14 protein-coding genes and 2 tRNA genes are annotated in these 19,833 nt (G+C 42.5%); 13 read left to right on the top strand and 3 right to left on the bottom strand.

From position 1 onward, the window contains the following. Positions 1–7: 7 nt before the first annotated feature. Positions 8–1,348: a short-chain fatty acid transporter gene (locus SJY28_RS07895; RefSeq protein WP_379544024.1), complete on the bottom strand. Its 1,341-nt coding sequence runs from the start codon at positions 1,346–1,348 to the stop codon at positions 8–10. Between the two features lie 405 nt (positions 1,349–1,753). On the opposite strand from SJY28_RS07895, the gene SJY28_RS07890 reads away from it, so the two are divergent. Together SJY28_RS07890 and metG are read left to right on the top strand one after the other, a co-directional pair. Beyond that, positions 1,754–3,169: a GntP family permease gene (locus SJY28_RS07890; protein WP_379544023.1), complete on the top strand. Its 1,416-nt coding sequence runs from the start codon at positions 1,754–1,756 to the stop codon at positions 3,167–3,169. Between the two features lie 528 nt (positions 3,170–3,697). Continuing rightward, positions 3,698–5,797, top strand: a complete 2,100-nt coding sequence (gene metG, locus SJY28_RS07885) for a methionine--tRNA ligase (protein WP_379544022.1) — start codon at positions 3,698–3,700, stop codon at positions 5,795–5,797. A gap of 95 nt (positions 5,798–5,892) precedes the next feature. Here metG and SJY28_RS07880 read toward each other — a convergent pair whose 3' ends face one another. Beyond that, positions 5,893–6,294: a hypothetical protein gene (locus SJY28_RS07880; protein WP_102094938.1), complete on the bottom strand. Its 402-nt coding sequence runs from the start codon at positions 6,292–6,294 to the stop codon at positions 5,893–5,895. Positions 6,295–6,887: 593 nt separating this feature from the next. Between SJY28_RS07880 and SJY28_RS07875 the strand changes: the two genes are divergently transcribed. From SJY28_RS07875 to SJY28_RS07830, 10 genes are all read left to right on the top strand, one after another. Further along, positions 6,888–7,937 carry an ABC transporter substrate-binding protein gene (locus SJY28_RS07875; RefSeq protein ID WP_238053165.1) on the top strand — a complete coding sequence of 350 codons (1,050 nt, stop codon included), beginning with the start codon at positions 6,888–6,890 and terminating at the stop codon, positions 7,935–7,937. Between the two features lie 77 nt (positions 7,938–8,014). Continuing rightward, a complete protein-coding gene (locus tag SJY28_RS07870; protein ID WP_114700879.1) occupies positions 8,015–9,055 on the top strand; it encodes an ABC transporter substrate-binding protein in 1,041 nt (346 codons plus the stop codon). Between the two features lie 442 nt (positions 9,056–9,497). Beyond that, entirely contained in the window at positions 9,498–10,397 is a 900-nt protein-coding gene (locus SJY28_RS07865; RefSeq protein WP_379544021.1) for an ABC transporter permease, read from the top strand. Positions 10,398–10,461: 64 nt separating this feature from the next. Next, positions 10,462–11,256 (top strand): ABC transporter ATP-binding protein, encoded by a 795-nt coding sequence (locus SJY28_RS07860; protein ID WP_057759272.1) that lies wholly within the window; start codon positions 10,462–10,464, stop codon positions 11,254–11,256. Between the two features lie 216 nt (positions 11,257–11,472). After that, complete coding sequence (locus SJY28_RS07855) at positions 11,473–13,794, top strand: FdhF/YdeP family oxidoreductase (RefSeq protein ID WP_379544020.1); 2,322 nt, start codon at positions 11,473–11,475, stop codon at positions 13,792–13,794. Positions 13,795–13,884: 90 nt separating this feature from the next. Then, entirely contained in the window at positions 13,885–14,967 is a 1,083-nt protein-coding gene (locus SJY28_RS07850; protein ID WP_379544019.1) for a formate dehydrogenase accessory sulfurtransferase FdhD, read from the top strand. A gap of 782 nt (positions 14,968–15,749) precedes the next feature. Beyond that, on the top strand, positions 15,750–17,399 hold the full coding sequence (locus SJY28_RS07845) for a sodium:solute symporter family protein (RefSeq protein ID WP_379544956.1): 1,650 nt from the start codon (positions 15,750–15,752) through the stop codon (positions 17,397–17,399). 84 nt (positions 17,400–17,483) lie between these two features. Further along, positions 17,484–17,618 (top strand): putative transporter small subunit, encoded by a 135-nt coding sequence (locus SJY28_RS07840; RefSeq protein WP_211181310.1) that lies wholly within the window; start codon positions 17,484–17,486, stop codon positions 17,616–17,618. Between the two features lie 181 nt (positions 17,619–17,799). Then, positions 17,800–17,873: transfer RNA gene (locus SJY28_RS07835), tRNA-Cys, on the top strand. A 124-nt stretch (positions 17,874–17,997) separates the two neighbouring features. Then, a tRNA-Leu gene (locus tag SJY28_RS07830) sits at positions 17,998–18,084 on the top strand. 240 nt (positions 18,085–18,324) lie between these two features. Here SJY28_RS07830 and SJY28_RS07825 read toward each other — a convergent pair. After that, the gene (locus SJY28_RS07825) at positions 18,325–18,507 is read right to left on the bottom strand and encodes an AlpA family phage regulatory protein (RefSeq protein ID WP_379544018.1); all 183 of its coding nucleotides are present in this window, start codon (positions 18,505–18,507) and stop codon (positions 18,325–18,327) included. Between the two features lie 781 nt (positions 18,508–19,288). On the opposite strand from SJY28_RS07825, the gene SJY28_RS07820 reads away from it, so the two are divergent. Further along, on the top strand, positions 19,289–19,822 hold the full coding sequence (locus SJY28_RS07820) for a spore coat U domain-containing protein (RefSeq protein WP_379544017.1): 534 nt from the start codon (positions 19,289–19,291) through the stop codon (positions 19,820–19,822). Positions 19,823–19,833: the final 11 nt, after the last annotated feature.

Here is a 19,833-nt window from a genome sequence, read left to right as displayed (position 1 = left end):
GGAATGACTATACCAATAGCCAAAACACGCTCATGATAATAGCACCCGATACTGCCAGTACTATCAGACAGTAACCCATGATAGCGCGTGCATCCAAACCTGCGATACCCAATAATGGCAACGCCCAAAACGGCTGAATCATATTAGTCCACGCATCACCCCACGCAATCGCCATCGCAGTAATGGCTGGACTGACACCTAGCTCAATACCAGCAGGAATCATAACAGGGCCCTGTACCGCAAACTGTCCACCGCCCGACGGTACAAAGACATTGACCAAGCCAGCACTTAAAAATGCAAAGATTGGGAAACTGTCTGCAGAAGCTGAATTGACGAAAAACTCGGTCACTTGCGTACTGATAGAGATACCATCCGCATTGGCACCTGTCATGATGCCCATGATGCCACCGTAGAACGGGAACAATAGCACAATACCCGTGATACCACCTATCCCTGAGTGTACGGCACGATAATAACGCTCTAGCGTGCCATGCGATAGCAAACCTATGAACAAGAATAGCCCAATGACGATGTTTAGCCCTAGGTTAAAACCGTTACTACCAAACTCGCTGATATAGTACATCAGTGCTAAGCCCAATAAGATGACAGCGATAATACGGCTATCATCTAGCTTTTGTGCAGGTGTGTCTCTTTGAGGCGCGACGTAGATCTCTTCTTTGATCAGTTTAGGATCAATAACTGTAGGGTTTTTAGGATGCATAAAGCGATTGACGAGTGGCAAAATAACGATAAGTAAACCTACTAGCAGCATGTTGTAGCCTGCAAATACCGTCTGCGATAAAGGCACTGCTTCTGTCATAGTGTTGCCTGACAGCGTCAGTAGCGTATCACCGCCCGAGCTAAGCGTCAGCGGTATCGAACCTGAAAAACCACCATGCCAAATCACAAAGCCTGAATAGGCAGCCGCGACCAATAGTGGATAATCGACATTAGCCACTTTTCTAGCCAGTGCCTTTGCAAAGATTGCCCCGATGATTAAACCAAACCCCCAGTTTATCCATGAACCAACCAGTCCAACCAAGGTTGATACGATAATGGCGGTCGTAGGAGAATGAACTCTGCTGGCAAGATTGTCCAATAACCGTTGAATAAAGGGTGCACTGGCAAACGCGTAACCTGTGACCAAAATCAGCGCCATTTGCATCGCAAAGCTATGTAACGACCACAGTCCATTACCCCAGTGCCCTGCCATCGCAATCATATCTTGACCAGTAATAGCTAAGCCAACGACAAAGGCAATGAGGGTTAAAACAATTGAAAAGACAAACGGAGATGGTAGATAGCGATTGACCAGCTGTACGCTCACGTTAGTGATGGCACTAAACATATTCACATTCCTTGTAAATTTGCTGTTTGTGATGAGATTTATGACCAGTTTTTATGGTTAGCGCTTATTATCAATAAACTTCCATTTGATAAGCGCGGCTCATATTAAACATTATACTTTATATTTTTATTTATAATAATACATATTATATCGGTATATCATGTATAAAATACTTATGCTAACTTAACATATTATTTTCATAGCGACTAGAAAATAACCATCAGCGCATGTGAGTCAAGGCTGTGTAGGAGTTAAATTGTCGAGATATTAATGATTAGCAGTCTATGAGTCTAGATTTATGTTTGATAAAACAGACGACATAGGCTTATTTTGATTAATTTTATTGACCTATATCGACAGGCACGGCATACTCGCTGCCTTATTTTTTTGCCAAGGAGGGCCGTCATGTTTAGTACACTTGCTATTGTCATTACCCTATTATTACTCATGTTCTTTGCTTATCGCGGTTATTCTGTGCTGATCCTAGCACCGATTATGGCGACATTAGCAGTCTTACTGTCAGGTGACTTCTTAAGCACCATTCCCGCTTATACCGATGTCTTTATGGGCGCGTTGAGTGGATTCTTACTCAAATTCTTCCCGATATTCTTGCTAGGCGCACTATTTGGCCGCCTAATGGCAGACTCTGGCGCAGCAACTGCTATTGCCAATACGGTCGTCGAAAAGCTCGGTGCCAGCAAAGCCATCCTTGCGGTGATTTTGGTCTGTGCTATTTTGACCTATGGCGGCGTATCGTTGTTCGTTGTGGCTTTTGCTATCTATCCAATCGCCAAAGACTTGTTTAGAGCCGCAGATATCCCAAAACGTTTGATTCCAGCAGCGATTGCTTTAGGATCATTTACGTTTACGATGACCGCATTACCAGGCACTCCAGCTATTCAAAACGCTATTCCAATTCCTTACTACAACACCAACGTATTTGCCGCACCTATTTTGGGTATCATCGGTGGTACGATCATGTTTGTTTGTGGTTGGATGTGGCTCCAGTCGCGTGCCAGAAAAGCCAATGCAGCAGGCGAAGGCTATGGTCAGCATGACGAAGAAGATGTAGGCGGCGTTGGCGCAACGGCAAAAGAAGCTGAGGTATTAAACACTCACCACACTTCTTTTACCATTGCGATGATTCCACTTGTATTGGTCATTGGCTTAAACGCTATATTGACCTATGTGGTCTTCCCGTCGATAGATTTCAGTAGTCTACAAACTCAGTTCCCAGACTTAAATGTCGCAGGCTCACTTGGGTTGTGGTCAATTATTATCTCGTTGGTCGTGGCTTGTGTGGTGTTAATTTTGCTGCGTATCGGACATTGGAATAACCTACAAAAAACCATTAACCGTGGTACTTATGATTCTATGCTGCCGATTTTTAATACCGCATCAGAAGTGGGTTACGGTGCGGTTATCGCGTCGCTCGCAGGCTTCCTTATCATTCGTGATAGCATCCTAAACCTAAACCCTGACAACCCTCTGATCTCAGAAGCGGTCGCTATGACTACGCTTGCTGGTATCACAGGTTCCTCGTCTGGCGGTTTGAGTATTGCGCTGTCTACATTGGGTGAAGATTATCTAAGAATGGCAGTCAATGCCGGTATCGACCCTGAGTTGATGCATCGCGTAGCCGTCATGGCGGCAGGTGGTCTAGATACACTTCCGCACAGTGGCGCTGTCATCACCTTGCTAGCGATTTGTGGTCTGACCCATAAGCAGTCTTATTTGAACTTGGCGATGGTTACAATGGTCATTCCATTGGTCGCTGTGGTCGCTGTAATTATTTTAGGTACGATGTTTGGTTCATTCTAAGCTAGCTTAGCCACTTAGTCACTTAGTCACTTAGTCACTTAGTCACTTAGTCACTTAGTCACTTAGTCACTTAGTCACTTAGTCACTTAGTCACTTAGCCACTTAGCCACTTAGCCACTTAGCCACTTAGCCACTTAGCCACTTAGCCACTTAGCCACTTAGCCACTTAGCCACTTAGCCACTTAGCCATTTATTATGACTAACCACTGGTATCTAAGCGAATAATGGATAAATAAAAAACCCACTTTGCATACTGCTTGGTGGGTTTTTTTATGGCTGATTGATAACCATTCTATAACTATCAGATTTAATGTAAGGCTATTGTTTATGGTTAATAAATGCCTGCCAAATGAGAAGTAATTACCAAGGAATATCACAAATTTATTTGATTTACGGTATCATAGGCACACTTTTTGAATTTTTATTATTTTTAGAAGTTTTTAGCATTAACGATGTCGCATCGATGAGCGGTGAACCGCTTGAGATGTTCGATAACTAACCCGTTTATATAAAAATATAGGTGATTTTGTGCGTGAGATTCTAGTAACCAGTGCGCTGCCCTACGCCAATGGCTATATCCATTTGGGGCATCTTGTAGAATATATTCAGACTGACATTTGGGTACGTGCGATGAAAGCGCAAGGCCATCAGGTCACCTATGTCTGCGCGGATGATGCACACGGTACGGCAATCATGCTCAAAGCAGAGGCCAATGGCGTAACGCCAGAGGAACAAATTGCCTCAGTTAAAGCCTCACACGAAGCGGATTTTTCAAAGTTCCTGATAAATTTTGATAATTATCACAGCACTCATTCAGAAGAAAACAAACAGTTCTCTGAGCTGATTTATCGTCGTCTCAATGATGCTGGTCATATCAGCACAAAAGATGTCGAGCAACTGTTTGATCCTGAAAAGCAATTATTTCTAGCCGATCGCTTTGTCAAAGGGACTTGCCCAGAGTGTGATTCACCAGACCAGTACGGCGATAACTGTGAAGTATGTGGTACTACGTACGATGCAACGGATCTAAAAGACCCGCATTCGACACTGTCTAATGCAACGCCAGTACTCAAAACCTCTAAGCATTATTTCTTTGATTTGCCAGAGTTTGAGCAGTTCCTAAAAGATTGGACGCGCAGTGACAACCGTTTGCAAACGTCAGTGGCTAATAAACTTCAAGAATGGTTTGAGGCAGGACTTGCCAGCTGGGATATCTCACGTGATGCGCCCTACTTCGGCTTCCAAATTCCAGATACCCCAAGTGATGAGCCAGACAAATACTTTTACGTATGGCTAGATGCGCCAGTAGGCTACATGGCAAGCTTTAAAAACCTATGTGATAAGCGTGCAGGAACAGACCAAGCGCTTGATTTCGACCACTACTGGGCGCAAGAAAACGAGCATAAAACTGAGGTTTATCACTTCATTGGTAAAGACATTGTTTACTTCCATGCCTTGTTTTGGCCAGCCATGCTAGCTGGTAGTGAGTTACGCACGCCAACTGGCGTCTTTGCCCATGGTTTCTTGATGGTCAATGGCGAAAAAATGAGTAAGTCACGCGGTACTTTTATCAAAGCCGAGACGTATGCTGAGCACTTACATCCTGAATATCTGCGTTATTATTTTGCCAGTAAACTGTCTGACAAAGTTGAAGACATCAACTTAGATTTAGAAGACTTTATGCAAAAGGTCAACTCTGACTTGGTTGGTAAAGTCGTCAATATCGCCAGTCGTAGTGCAGGGTTCTTGGTTAAGAAGTACGACGGCATGCTGTCAGAAGTTTGCGTCGAGTCAGAGCTATTAGAAGACATCACCAAAACGGGTGATGAGATTGCTGCTGCTTATGAGAATCGTGAATTCTCGCGTGCTATGCGCCTAATCATGCAATGTGCGGACAAAGCCAACGAATATATCGATGCCAAAAAACCATGGTCACTCGCAAAATTGGAGGGTACTGAGCAAGAAGTTCAAGACGTCTGCTCGGTCGCTATCAATATTTTCCGTCAATTGATGGTGTATCTCGCGCCAGTATTACCTGAGCTGACTAATAATGCGAAAGCGTTTTTGAACCTTGATGATTTAAGTTTTGCCAGTCGTAATGAGTGGTTACTAGGTCATAAAATCAATAAATTCAAACCACTAATGCAACGTATCGAAGAAAAAGATATCGAAGCAATGGTAGAGGATTCTAAAGCATCCTTAACTCAAGCAGACGCTCCTGCTGCGACTGAAAGTAGCAAGCCTGCCGCAAAAGACAAAGCACCTGCAACAGATGCTAATGTGGATGCTGAACAAACTGACTATATTGGTATCGAAGACTTTGCCAAAGTCGAGATGAAAGTCGCACACGTTTTAGAGTGTAACCATGTCGAAGGTGCTGATAAGCTATTACAATTCACGCTAGATGTTGGTGAAGACAAACCACGCAACGTATTTAGTGGTATTCGTAAGTTCTATGAGCCTGAGCAATTGATTAATAAGAAAGTCATTTGCGTGACCAACCTTGCCCCGCGCAAGATGAAATTTGGCGTATCAGAAGGCATGGTATTGTCAACTGGCGAGCCAAAGACAGGCTTAACCGTCGTTACCTTACCGGATGCTTGTGTTGTTGGCGACGTATTGGCTTAACGGTTATTTTTAGGATTAAGAAATAAAAAAGATGCCCTCAGCGGCATCTTTTTTTATAGTTGATTTGTCAAATGACTAAAAACCAAGCCTGATACTTATCTACTCAAAATATCGATAATCTGCAACGTATCATTAATCACCGTCACAATGTTATTTTCTGGCGTACGAATACGAACGTAACGGTCATCATAACGGTCTAAAACGACAGAACGGTCATAGTCCCTTCTATCAATCTTGCCGACTACTCTATAACCGTATCTATCAAGATCACGCTTAAATGAAGCATTCGGGCTAGCATTGCGATAAGCGTTGATACTTGGGTGGGCATTGCCATTATGTTTATAGTTTTTACTAACATGGGCAGAGTTACCTTTGCTATTACCATGTCCATTACCGTGCCCGTTTCCATGACCATCTTTTGCCATAGCAGGCAATCCAATCAAAGAAGTAGCAGTGATACCGGCGATGGTTAATAATTTAAGATTAGCAGTGTTCATAATATTATCCTTAAAATAGTCATTCGAAAAAGTTAGATAAGTTATAAGGACTACTTCGTATCCACAATGTCACCAAAATGACTGGATTATTCTTAGACTTATCATGTTTCTCGTATGAAAATTAGCTTACATTAATTATGAAGTGAGTACGTAATAGATGCGTTGCTAGGATGTAAGCCTTTTGCATATGGTTTGAGCAAACAAAAGTACCCTAGCGGCATCTGTTATATTTAGATCTACATAAGAGCTTCAATGCACCACGCGTCTTGATAAGATAAAAAGAAGTGATGATTTTTTTATTATCCATCACCATGACCGCTACAGATTAATTTCTTATTGCGATAACTTACATTACTGTCATAATATGAACATAATAATCGATGGAACGATTACTTTATTTAATTGTTAGCCTGCTATCTCAGCATCAACATAGCATTGACTTGGCTAATCTGCATTCTTCAATATCATGGCAAACAACCAAAGTACACCAAACAGATGAGCAAAATGACTACTATATAAGTTAGTAGGCTCAGTCTGTCTGGCCGTATTTACTTAGTTTTTGCGATTGATATAACCTATGAGTTAACCTAATAATGACTATCGCTTCTACTCTACGCTTAAGCCTATATGGCGTTGCTCTTAGTGCCATTAGCACATTTGGACTAATCGGCTGCTCAAACTCCTCTACCGAGACCGCAGCGACTGCTGAAAATAGCACGGCTACAGACAAACCTGCCAAATCTATTGCCATTACTCAAATCGTTGAGCATCCATCATTAGATGATATGCGCCGCGGTATTATTGATGAGTTGGCAGATAATGGTTATGTCGAAGGTCAAAACCTAACTGTTAACTTTCAAAGTGCACAAGGAAACACAGCGACTGCAGGACAGATTGCCAAGCAATTTGCAGGAGACAACCCTGATGCGATCGTAGCAATCTCAACGCCTTCTGCGCAGTCAGTGGTAGCCGCTACCACCACTATCCCTATTATCTACACTGCTGTGTCAGATCCATTGGGTGCCAAACTCATCACAGCAGATGGCAAGCCTTTTCAAAGCAATTTGACTGGACTATCAAGCCAACTACCGCTAGAGCCGCAGTTGGATTTGTTACAGCAGATAAAGCCTGACTTAAAGACCATCGGTTATGTCTATAGCCCAGGTGAGGCAAACTCAGTATCATTACGTGAAAATCTAAAACAAGCTCTGCCAGCACGAGGTCTGTCACTATTAGACATTCCTGCCAATCGTCCAACGGACATCGGTATGGCAACACGCAGTTTACAAGGACGTGCAGATATTATTTATACCTCATTTGACAACAATGTTGCTTCTGCCTTTGAGGCCATGACTCAAGCAGCAAATGAGCTAAAGTTACCAATTATCGCGTCTGATGAATTCAGTGTAAAACGCGGCGCGACTGCTGCGCTTGGTGTTAATGACTATGACTTTGGTCGTACCACTGGCAAGATGGTATATCGCGTGTTAAATGGCGAAGCGGTCAACACCATCAAACCTGAAGTCATGAATGACCTGACCTTATATGTCAGTCCTAAGCATGCCAAAACACAAGGTGTCAGCTTACCAGCAGAGTTACTAAAAAACGCCATCAATGTTGATATTGATGCTGAAACCAAATAAAAAGTAGTAAGCTATCTATTAGCTTGTCAATTATTTATATAGTGTACGGACACACTATTATTTTAGGAGTAAGACCCATGTTGTCTCAAAATCGTTTTGGTCGTTTTAATTTCGGTAAGGCTTTATTATTAGGCGGTGTATGTACGGCTATCTTGACTGGTTGTAACCAATCAGCACAAGATGATGGCTCCACGGATGCTGCCGCTACTGGTGATGCAGCGACGGCTATGAAGACCGTTGCTATTACCGCTATCGTCGAACATCCAGCGCTTGATGATGTACGTAAAGGTGTCATCGACGAGCTAAACGAAGCAGGCTTCAAGGACGGTGAAAACTTAACCGTTAACTTCCAAAGCGCGCAAGGAAACACTGCTACTGCTGGTCAGATTGCCAAGCAATTTGTCGCTGATGCGCCAGATGTTATCGTCGCTATCGCAACACCGTCTGCGCAGTCTGTTGCTGCTTCTACTAGCAGCATTCCATTGGTATTCTCAGCAGTTACTGACCCAGTAGCAGCAAAACTGGTACCTAAGCTAGATGGTTCTGGTACCAACGTGACAGGCGCATCAGATGCCCTACCGTATGAGCCACAGATTGATTTGATGCGTCAAATCATTCCATCATTAAAGAACGTCGGTTATGTCTATAGCCCAGGTGAAGTCAACTCAACGATTATCTTAAAAAATCTAAAAGAGAAGCTAACTCCACTCGGTATCAATGTACTAGAAGCGCCTGCACAGCGTAGTAACGACATCGCGATGGCAGCCCGTAGTCTCGAAGGTAAGGTCGATATGATCTACACTTCAACTGACAACAACGTGGTATCAGCGTACGAGTCACTCTATCAAATCGCCAAACAAAGTAAGATTCCTCTAATTGCCTCAGATACTAGCTCAGTTGAGCGTGGTGCTGTTGCTGCTCTAGGCGTGAACTACTATGAGCTTGGCCGTGAAACTGGTAAAATTGTCGTACGTATCTTAAACGGTGAAAAAGCAGGCGCTATCCCTGTTTACACTCCACAAGCGCTTGATCTATACGTCAGTCCAAAACACGCTAAAGAAGAAGGCATCACGTTGCCACAAGCGGTTATCGATAAAGCAAAAGAAGTGGTAGAATAACGCTCCTTTGTATTTGGCTCACAATAGCAGGTATGAATAGGAAAGCGACACTACTTAATACTGTGTTGTATGCCTTAAAATATACGGCTAATGATTAAACAAGAAACCCAGCTATGAGTCATTAGGCTGGGCTTCTTGTCTAAACAGAGTCTTTTTTGGAAGCGTGTTTAATAGTGCTGTATTTGTCTGACTATTTATCTGATACTTGTTAAGTAGAGGATAGGTTTATTGCTCATATTACAGTGTCTTGAACCGTCGCTTCAAACCAAGGTAGCTTATGATCGTTGTTAATCGTGATATGTTTTGGTTTACCCTAACCGCAGATTGCTTAATCTGTTAAATTCACCGCTTAGCTGTTTAGCAGGTAGATGATTTTGGCAATTGCCATTTACTTATCTTGGTACCATACGCTAGACACTTGGTTATGACTTACTGATCTCTTATGTCTTTAATTGCTTTTTTCGGTGCGCTTGAAAGTGGTCTGATTTATGGCCTAGTAGCACTCGGTGTGCTTATCTCATTTCGTACGCTCGACTTCCCAGATTTGACCGCTGACGGTAGTTTTCCGTTAGGTGGCGCAGTCGCTGGTATTTCTATCATCGCTGGTATCAACCCGTGGTTGGCCTGTGCTTTTGGAATGTTAGCAGGTTCAGTCGCTGGTATCGTCACGGCATGGCTACATGTCAAACTTGGCATCTTGCAGCTGCTTGCCAGTATCTTGGTCATGGTTGCCTTATATTCTGTCAACCTACGCATCATGGGCGCGCCAAACCTACCCCTGCTTGGCGAAACTACAGTGTTTAGCACCTTGGTGACCGATGGTAATGGCTATTGGATGCGCTGCCTGATTATTGGTGTCGTTGTCGCAGCTGCCATGTTATTTTTGAACTGGTTCTATAGTACTGAGACAGGTCTGTCGATGCGCGCTACTGGCTCAAACCTAAGAATGGCACAGGCGCAAGGTATCAATACTTCTTGGATGACTATCATCGGTATGGCTATTTCCAACGGTTTGATTGCCTTAGCGGGAGCACTATTTGTCCAGACTCAGGGTGGCGCAGATATCTCAATTGGTATCGGTACAATCGTCATTGGTCTAGCAGCGGTCATCATCGGTGAGACAATCATTCCTGCCAAGCGTATTTGGCTGATTACCTTTGCCGTTGTTGTCGGCGCGGTATTGTACAAACTGTTTATTCAGGTTGCGCTATCAAGCGATACGCTACGTAGTATCGGCTTTGGTCCACAGGATTTGAACTTGATTACCGCATTGCTCGTGGTACTAGCCTTGGTATTGCCAAAAGCGAAAACCAAGTTTTTATCACGCAAAGTTCGCACCTAATGACAGTCAAAGCAGGTATTTATAACACTTGCGACGCTTGAAGAGACAATAAGGAATAACGATTATGATGCAAGCCACTGATTTACGGTTGACCTTTAACCCAGGCACGCCTATCGAAAACCCTGCCCTACGCGGTATCAGCTTAAACATTGCTGACGGTGAGTTTGTCACTGTCATCGGTACCAATGGCGCAGGTAAATCTACTTTTTTGAATGCAGTAAGCGGTACGACACGCGTCGATAGTGGCTCAATCTTGCTAAATGGTATTGATGTGACCAAAAAATCTGCCCATCAACGCGCGCATTGGGTTGCTCGTGTCTTTCAGGATCCGATGGCGGGCACTTGTGAAGCGCTAACGATCGAAGAAAATATGGCTTTGGCCTACAAACGTGGTGGTAATCGCGGTCTAAAATTTGCACTGAATCAAAACAACCGCGATTTGTTTCGAGAAAAACTATCCGTTTTAAAATTAGGTTTAGAAAATCGTCTAACCGATCGTATGGGCTTGCTCTCTGGTGGTCAACGTCAAGCGGTAAGTTTGCTAATGGCATCATTGCAGCCCTCTAAAATCTTGTTGCTTGATGAGCATACTGCAGCTCTCGATCCTAAGACTGCGGCATTCGTCTTAGAATTGACCGATAAGATTGTCACTGACAATAAGCTAACCACAATGATGGTCACCCACTCTATGCAACAAGCATTGGCACATGGTACACGCACCGTTATGCTGCATCAGGGTCAAGTCGTGTTGGATGTGGCTGGTGACATTCGCAAAGGCATGACCGTACATGATCTACTCGATATGTTTGAGCAAACACGTGGCGAAAAAGTTGAAGATGACAGCCTGATTTTAAGCTAAGTTTTTGAGCTAATGCTGTCCATGACTTACGACTTATAAATTTGTACCTGTCGGATATAACCATTTCCGACAACCTCAAAAACCTTCAAGAGAATTGATTTTTCTTGGAGGTTTTTTGTTATCTATAGTTAATGATCATATGAACTTTTCACTGACCATTATATAGTTGTCGTCTATCAAAGCTTCGCTGTTGTCACTTACTATATGAGGTCTGTCATGCGCAAAATTCCTATTTACTCCCATCCTGCTGCTGGTTGGCCTGCGCTGATCTCATCTACCCAAAAGCTAATGGACTATAAGACATTTTTGCGCGGCGGTATAAGTGTATTTAAAAGCAATCAGCCGCAAGGCGGATTTGACTGCCCAGGCTGTGCTTGGCCTGACCATAAGTCACACAAAGCTATCGATGTTTGTGAGAACGGCATTAAAGTCATTGCCAGTGAGACCATGACCCACAAAGCAAATGCCGAGTTTTTCGCAAGACATACCGTCACTGAGCTACAGAGCTGGACTGGTTACGAGCTTGAGCACAGTGGTCGTTTATCAGAGCCGATGTGTTACGATGCGGCGCAAGATCGCTATGTTCCTATCCCTTGGGAAGCAGCTTACAGCTTAATCGCTGAGCAGTTAGGACAGCTAGATTCACCTGATGAGGCATTATTTTATACGTCAGGCCGTGTGACTAATGAGCCTGCCTTCTTATTTCAATTGTTCGTACGCTGCTTTGGTACCAATAATTTGCCTGATTGCTCAAATATGTGTCACGAGCCAACCTCAGTAATGTTAAGCAGACAACTAGGTATTGGTAAAGCGACGGTCATGCTAGAAGATTTTGAGCAAGCCAAGCTGATATTGATGTTTGGGCAAAATCCAGCGACTAACCATCCACGTATGCTAGAGATGCTCGCTCATGCGCATGAGCAAGGCTGTCAAATCATCTCAATCAACCCGATGCGTGAGCAAGGCCTGAGTAAGTTTAGAAATCCGCAAAAACCAACTCACATGGCAGCCGGTCAAAGTGCTGATATGGTCGATGACGTTATTCAAATTCAAATCGGCGGTGATGCAGCGCTATTGACGGGCATTGCCAAGTGGTTAATCGAAAACGATAAAATCAATCATGACTTTATTACCACTCATACTTCAGGCTTTGAACCTCTCAAACAGTGGCTAACAGAGCAATCATGGGCAGACATCACGCTTGGCTGCGGTATTTCTCAGACAGATATTATCAATCTCGCTGAACTCGTGGCCGATAGTCCAGCAACGATTTGCACTTGGGGCATGGGCATTACTCAGCATGTGCAAGGTGATGACAATGTCGCGATGATTACCAACTTGCTCCTGCTGATGGGCATGATTGGTATCGACGGTGCTGGTGCATCTCCAGTGCGTGGGCACTCCAACGTACAGGGCGATCGCACCATGGGTATCCATGAACGCCCTAGCAAAAGCTTACTAGACAGTTTAGAGCACGTGTTTGAGCACCCTATGCCGCAAGAGCATGGCTACGATGTCGTCACAGGTGCCAAGGCTCTTATCGCAGGTAAATTAAAAGTCTTTATGGGCATGGGTGGTAACTATGCAGTGGCCGCCCCTGATACCAGCGCGATTGAGCAAGCCTTAACCACTACTCAGCTTAATATATTTGTCGGTACTAAGCTCAATGAGACCATGCTATACCCCGGTGCAAACAATTTGATCCTACCTTGCTTAGGCCGTACCGAGCGTATTGTCACAACAAAGGGTGAGCAATTTGCCACTATCGAAGACTCTATGTGTCAGATCGTACCTACTCAAGGCAAGCTCAAACCTGTTAGCGATACTTTAAAATCTGAAGCGCAAATCGTAGCGGATATCGCAACTCATGTACTCGGCGCCGACTCGTCTATTCCTTGGCTGGCGATGAGTGAGGATTTCGATATTATTCGAGACTATATCGCTCAAGCGATTAATGGATTTGAAGACTTTAATCAGCGTATACGTAGCTCTGAGCGTGGCTTTCATTTGTATCATGCGGCGCGTCATCGTGTATGGAATACCGAGAGCGGCAAAGCTCAGTTTGAAGTGCCACAATATCCGATTACTTTTGTCGCTGCACAAATGGCAGCCGCAAACGATATCGATGATATTGAAAATACAGCGCAAAAGGTTTGGCAATTGACCAGTGTCCGCAGCCATGACCAGTTCAACACTATGATTTTTGGGTTTAAAGACCGCTATCGTCAAACGGATCGCCGTGATGTGCTATTCATGCATCCCGATGAAATAAGCCGTTTAGGTTGGCAAAAAGGTGACCGTGTTATGGTCACTCGCCAGCGTGCTAAAGATAGTCTAGAACAGCCACGCATATTAGGCCCATTGGTATTGAGCGAGATGGATATTGCCTCTAACGCTGTTGCCGCTTACTATCCTGAATGCAATGACCTCTTTGATTTAGAGACACATGCGCCAGACTCTCATATCCCAGCGTACAAATCGACCACTGTCTTTTTAGAGCGCGTAGAAGCAAATACATCGATAGCTATGCCTGCGTAAATCATACTGCAGAGAGCCAATAATGACATTTTTATTGGCTCTCCCTTTAAATGATCATAAGCGCGCTCCTACTTTAGGCCATAATAAATCGTGATAACTATTGAAGATAACGCTGAGCAAAGTGATGCTTTTATTGACCCTACTATGATAGATAATTCAACTAGCACTAAGATAGTTACACCTGAGCTGTCTAACGATGATAGGTTGTCAGAGACACCACTTGCTCGTAGTCACTTAGCACAAAAGCATCATTACTCGTCAATTAACAATAATCCTAATCATGACTCTCACCTTCAAATTGAACCTCAGAGCACCAGCTTAGCAGTCGAAGCTGCGATCTCTATCATTATTAATGGGATTCATTATGCTGTGTTGATGGCCAGTCCACATCAGCTAGAGTATTTGGCTGTTGGTTTTTTATTTAGCGAAGGCTTAATTCAATACAGTCACGAGTTACTCGACTGGGAAGTGACTCACCTTGCAGATATCGCTAGCTACCAGCAGTTTGCTCAAGATTCGAGTGACGAAGATCTTGATTCAGTATCGATTGAGCAAAGCTTAGAACAATTTCAAGATTACGATATCTATGTCGTGGAGTTAATATTAAGCCAGCGCTGCCATCAACGTATCCAAGCACAAAAACGTCAGCTAGCAGGGCGTACAGGCTGCGGTATGTGCGGTATTACTGGACTAACCCAAGCTTTGCCTGATCTAAGCGCTTACTCACCAGACCATTTACACCACGAACATAACCGACAAAAAGGTATAAATGACATTCAAACGGCCGCACCAAGTCTTGACTCCCTATTGGCACTGCGTCAACAAGTAGATGCCGCGCAGCATACACATCAGCTGACAGGTGCGGTACACGCCGCATCGACGATACATAATCAGCAGCTGTACTTATTTGAGGATGTAGGCCGCCATAATGCACTTGATAAACTCATCGGTTGGCAATTACGACAAAAAGCAGACGTTAGCTGTGTGCTCATGACTTCGCGTCTCTCTATTGAGCTGGTTCAAAAATCTATTCGAAGTCAAATCCCGTGGCTAGTTGGCATGTCAGCACCCACCAGTACAGCAGTGCGCGTGGCTGAGCGTTATGGCCTTGGATTGGCTGGATTTTTACGTGATAATCGAGTCACTTACTACACCAAACAAGATAATATATAAAAATTCACTTCTACTTGTTCATTGAGAGCACCCGTCTATCGCTCATTATCTATTTTTTTAATGAAAGCTTCAGTTACTTACTCATACTTATAATTTAGCTCATAGTGATATATCACTCGATGCTGCTCATAATAAACCACTATTTTTCAATACCTTATTAAACATCCTATTAAATTTCTTTAATTAAACACTTATATGTCATCTTCGGTCATTGTCTGGTAAATATCAGATAATGTTTGAGGTTAGTGACGTAATAGGTTACTCTTATCGCGCAAATATGTTACAGGTACTTAACAAATATGTAGTTTTATTTATTAATGCCGCTTAGTAATACATCAATCGCAATAGACGAGTAGAGACTTCCTACCTATTGCTTATTACAGCTGATAAGGCTGTCTAAATCGAGTTCGGGTCATGCCATCATGGCTTATTGCTTATTCGTAATTCCGCTATAGACACTCATCAGATGAGTTTTCTTTAGCACGTATCTACCTTTGTGTATGCCTATTAATAGCGTGATGGTTTACCCATTAACTGACGCCTATTGAAAGTAGTCCCTGTCTTTTTGATTTGACACTGTTTGTCTCATTAAGGTTTGGGTGTGTCACTTAGCATTTGCTTACCACTACAGTTGGTATTTTCGCTATTCATATTAGCCACATACGTTCGGTATGAGGGCTATGTAGGCTATGCTGTATTCCTAATGGTTTGGTATCTTTCGTTTTTACTGAACTTTATTCATCAACTAACAATTGCGAGGTCTGAGTTTGAAAACTGAGTCATTGTTCCAATTTTCTTCATTAACGATTATTTTATTATTATTAGCATTTTATGGTGGCACCTATTTACTGTCCTTATTAATCAAAAAAGATAAAGAGACAACTTCTGGGTTTATGGTCGCAGGTCACGGTGTTGGCTTTGGTATGGGTGCAGCCAGCATGACCGCCACTTGGATTTGGGCCGCCTCATTTTATGCTGCGGCTACCTCTGGCTATAAATACGGCGTATCAGGGCCGATACATTATGGCTTTTGGGGTGCATTGATGATTTTGTTCATCTACCCTTTCGGTATGCGCTTTCGTGAATTGGCGCCAGACGGTCATACACTAGGTGAACTTATTCATGCCCGCCACGGTTCATCAAGCCAATTAATCTTAGCCATATCTAATATTATGGGCAGTTTAATTAGCTTGATGGTCAACTTTACCGCTGCTGGAGCATTGGTGTCAGTCCTGTCGCCATTATCGTTCCAAACAGGGGTAATGATCGCAGGTATCGGTGTACTAAGTTACACATTAACATCAGGGTTTCGAGCATCTGTCTTTACGGATTTTGCCCAATTGGTCGCTTTAATGGCCATTGGTATTGTTATTATTCCCGCCGTGTTATTTGCCATGGGTGGCCCTGAAGTTATGGTTAGTGGACTATCAAACCTGACATTAGAGCAGCAGAACTTCTTCTCCTCTGAGGCATTCTTTCAACAAGGTGCGCCCTACTTCGTCGCTGTATTAGCATATGCTATCGGTAATCAAACCATCACTCAGCGATTATTCGCGATTGATAAAACCAAGATTAAAGCGACGTTTATCACTGCTACAGTCGGCTATGCTGGTATCGTTATTGGTCTTGGTATGATTGGACTAATGGCTGTGACGATTGGCGTCGAGCCACTCGATGGCAATATGAATAACCTCATTCCTCAAATGGTCAGTACTTATCTGCATCCCGTCTTTATCGCCTTATTCTTTATTTTAGTGATTGGGTCATTGTCTTCAACCGCTGACTCAGATTTATCAGCGCTATCAACCATTATGATGGCGGATGTCTACGGTAAAAACATCGCCAAAAAAGGCCATGTAAAACCTAAAACGATGATGTTGATTGGTCGTGGCACGATGATTGTTGCGACGGCAGCTGGACTAATTTTTGCGAGCTTTAAGCTCGATATTCTCGTCATGCTAGTGTTTGTTGGTGCACTATGGGGTGCTATTGTCTTCCCTGTTATCGCCAGTGTGTTTTGGAATCGCGTCACCAATACTGCCTTTACCTCAGCAGTGATCGTCGGACTACTCTTATTTTGCGTTGCCCGTTTCGAATTACTCCCAATCACTGGTGTCACCGCTCTATTCTTTGAAATACTGGCTAGTGTAGGTGCAGCAGTCGTTATTGGTCTAATGGTCTTTGGGTTCCTAGGTCGTAAGGTTGGCATGGTCGCCGCAGCTATTACACTTGTGTTGATGCTTATCTTCGCTACTGGCTTCTTGCGTCAATATATGGTCCTACTAGCCTCTCTAACCGCTTATGGCGCTAGTACCGTCGTCTGTGTGATTATCAGCCTGATGGGAGACGAACACTTCGACTTCGACTTAATTAAGCAGCGTGTGGGCAATTACGATAAAAAGTCGGAAATCCCATCGTCACTTAAATCTTAAACCAAAGTCGCTTTATCCGAGTGCCGATTGGCCAGTAGTATTTAGCTAATCGCTACTTACTTAGCAATATTATAAGGAGATATCATGGACAACGTTTTTATCTACGGCTTATATATCTTAATTTGGCCTGCCATTACTCTTGGTGTACTCGTATTAATTTGCACAGCCACTTATCGAGATGTGAAAAGTGCTAAACGTGACAATAGAGATATTGTTTAGCGTATTATATTTTAAACCATCATCATTAAACACTGGGTTACTGATTGCTTGAAAAAGCCTATTAATAGCATAAATGTCCTGAAACTGGGGCTAAATATAGATAAGATAATAAATAAGCTGTTTTTAATTAAAAAAGGACTTGTAATTTACTATATTTTTGCTAATATAGGCGACCTTGATTGGCTGGATGGCAGAGTGGTCATGCAGCGGACTGCAACTCCGTTAACGCCGGTTCGATTCCGACTCCAGCCTCCAATTATTTATTAACTTTACGTTAATTTTGGCTTGCATTATTATCACAACCGATTATAATAGCGACCACTTATCTAGTAACTAGATGGTCTATCAGCTAGTTTACATTTTAGATAAAACAAGTTTTGCCCGGGTGGTGAAATTGGTAGACACAAGGGATTTAAAATCCCTCGCTAGCAATAGCGTGCCGGTTCAAGTCCGGCTCCGGGTACCATTACATAGTCCTATACTATCTTATAGAACAGCTAAAGCCCCTGATATCAGGGGCTTTGTTGTATCTGAAATATAGATAAATAAGAGTGACTAATTTACACTCAAAATATAAAATTAAGCTTTCTTTAGCTAGCTAATACGACTAGTTAAATTCAGTCGATATCATATATAGAATAATTAAACCTTATAAAAAAGATAGCCGTATTACTTTTAAGTAATATGGCTATCTTTTTTGCTCAGCCTACCTTATTTCGATCTCAATACTAAACCTATCTTCTAATTCACTCCACACTACCCTGACCTTCGTAAACTGTACTTTCTTGGGGAACACTGGCTCGCTACGATCTGAATTTCCATTAATTATTTTATAAGTTGCAGAGCGACTAAGAGGAGTATGACAGCTAATACCCTTGATATTTAACATCTAAAAAATATGATTAATATGCTGACCGACAGACTATGTTCTATTAACTCAAGTTTTTCACAATTATCTATTTTGTAAGTTAATAAAGTGTTCCGTCTTCTACAGTTACTACATCTTATGTTCTTATCGCTCCCCATACACTCCAACTATTGGCCCTAGTAGCAGTTATAAAAAGTGCTAAACAAATAGTTATTTTTCTAGGTCAGCTATATACCTTAACTGCTTTGATAAAACATTGTTATCTTTTCTTGAAGATTTGTTCTAAACCAATCGCACTATGCATTGTGTAAAACTCTTTATTGACTGCTACTAATATTTATCGTTTTCAACTGTTAAGAATATCTAGCCAACTAGCACTCATTTAGATACAACTAAAATCTATATGCAGGTACTAGGATGTAATATCGAAATTTTGTTTGTAATTACTACAATTCTAAAGGATGAGTTTAGATAAAATTAAGTAACGTCAGTATGAAGGTGAAATTAATTGCATATTGGTAAAATCTGATAAATCATAATGTTAATCAAACATTTAACGTGCATTATTATGAGAACTGTATTACAATGCGATTACAAAAAATGACAGGTGGTATATATTTAGAGATAAACGGTTTATATTTTTATTGGCTATTGTTGAGTAATTTCCTATAAGAACCTAATTTTAGTAAATTATGAATATCTATAACTCTCAATACTTTATGAAATATAAGCTATATATCTATTTGGTATCACCCCTAACTTATCGAAATACTAAAAACGCTTATATTTTCTGGAGAATACCATGACATTTAACAAACAATTACTTACCGCTGCGTTTCTCACTGTTGGTGGCTTCGCAGCTATCTCTAGTGCAAATGCTGCAGGCAGCAAAACTGGTTCATTTCAAGTGGGCATGACCGTTATATCAGCTTGTACATTAGAAACTAGTGAAACTCAGAATATTAATTTTGGGGAAGTAGCAGGCAATGCTGTAGCCAATGATAACCAGACCTCTACGACTGCGCTATCTGTCATGTGTTCTGAAGGTGCGCCTTATGTGATCAACTTGACACCAACGAGTACAAACAGTACTGATGGTACTGGCACTATGGCTGGTCCAGGATCAGATACAATTGCTTATAGTCTTTATTCAGACGAAAGCTCTACTCCTTGGGGCAATACGAGTACCCTAGAACTTGCTGGAAATGGAGTAAGCAGCACCGGAGAAGGCGCAACTGTAGTGAAATCTCATCCTGTCTATGCCTCTGTAGACGGCCCCACTGATGTCCAAGTAGGCACTTACTCTGATACAGTTAACGTGTCAGTACTTTATTAAACGCTATGAAA

The organism is Psychrobacter sp. R86515, assembly GCF_042466315.1.
Taxonomy (GTDB): Bacteria; Pseudomonadota; Gammaproteobacteria; order Pseudomonadales; family Moraxellaceae; genus Psychrobacter.
The sequence above is the reverse complement of the archived record's forward strand: the minus strand, read 5'-3'. Positions and strand labels throughout refer to the sequence as shown.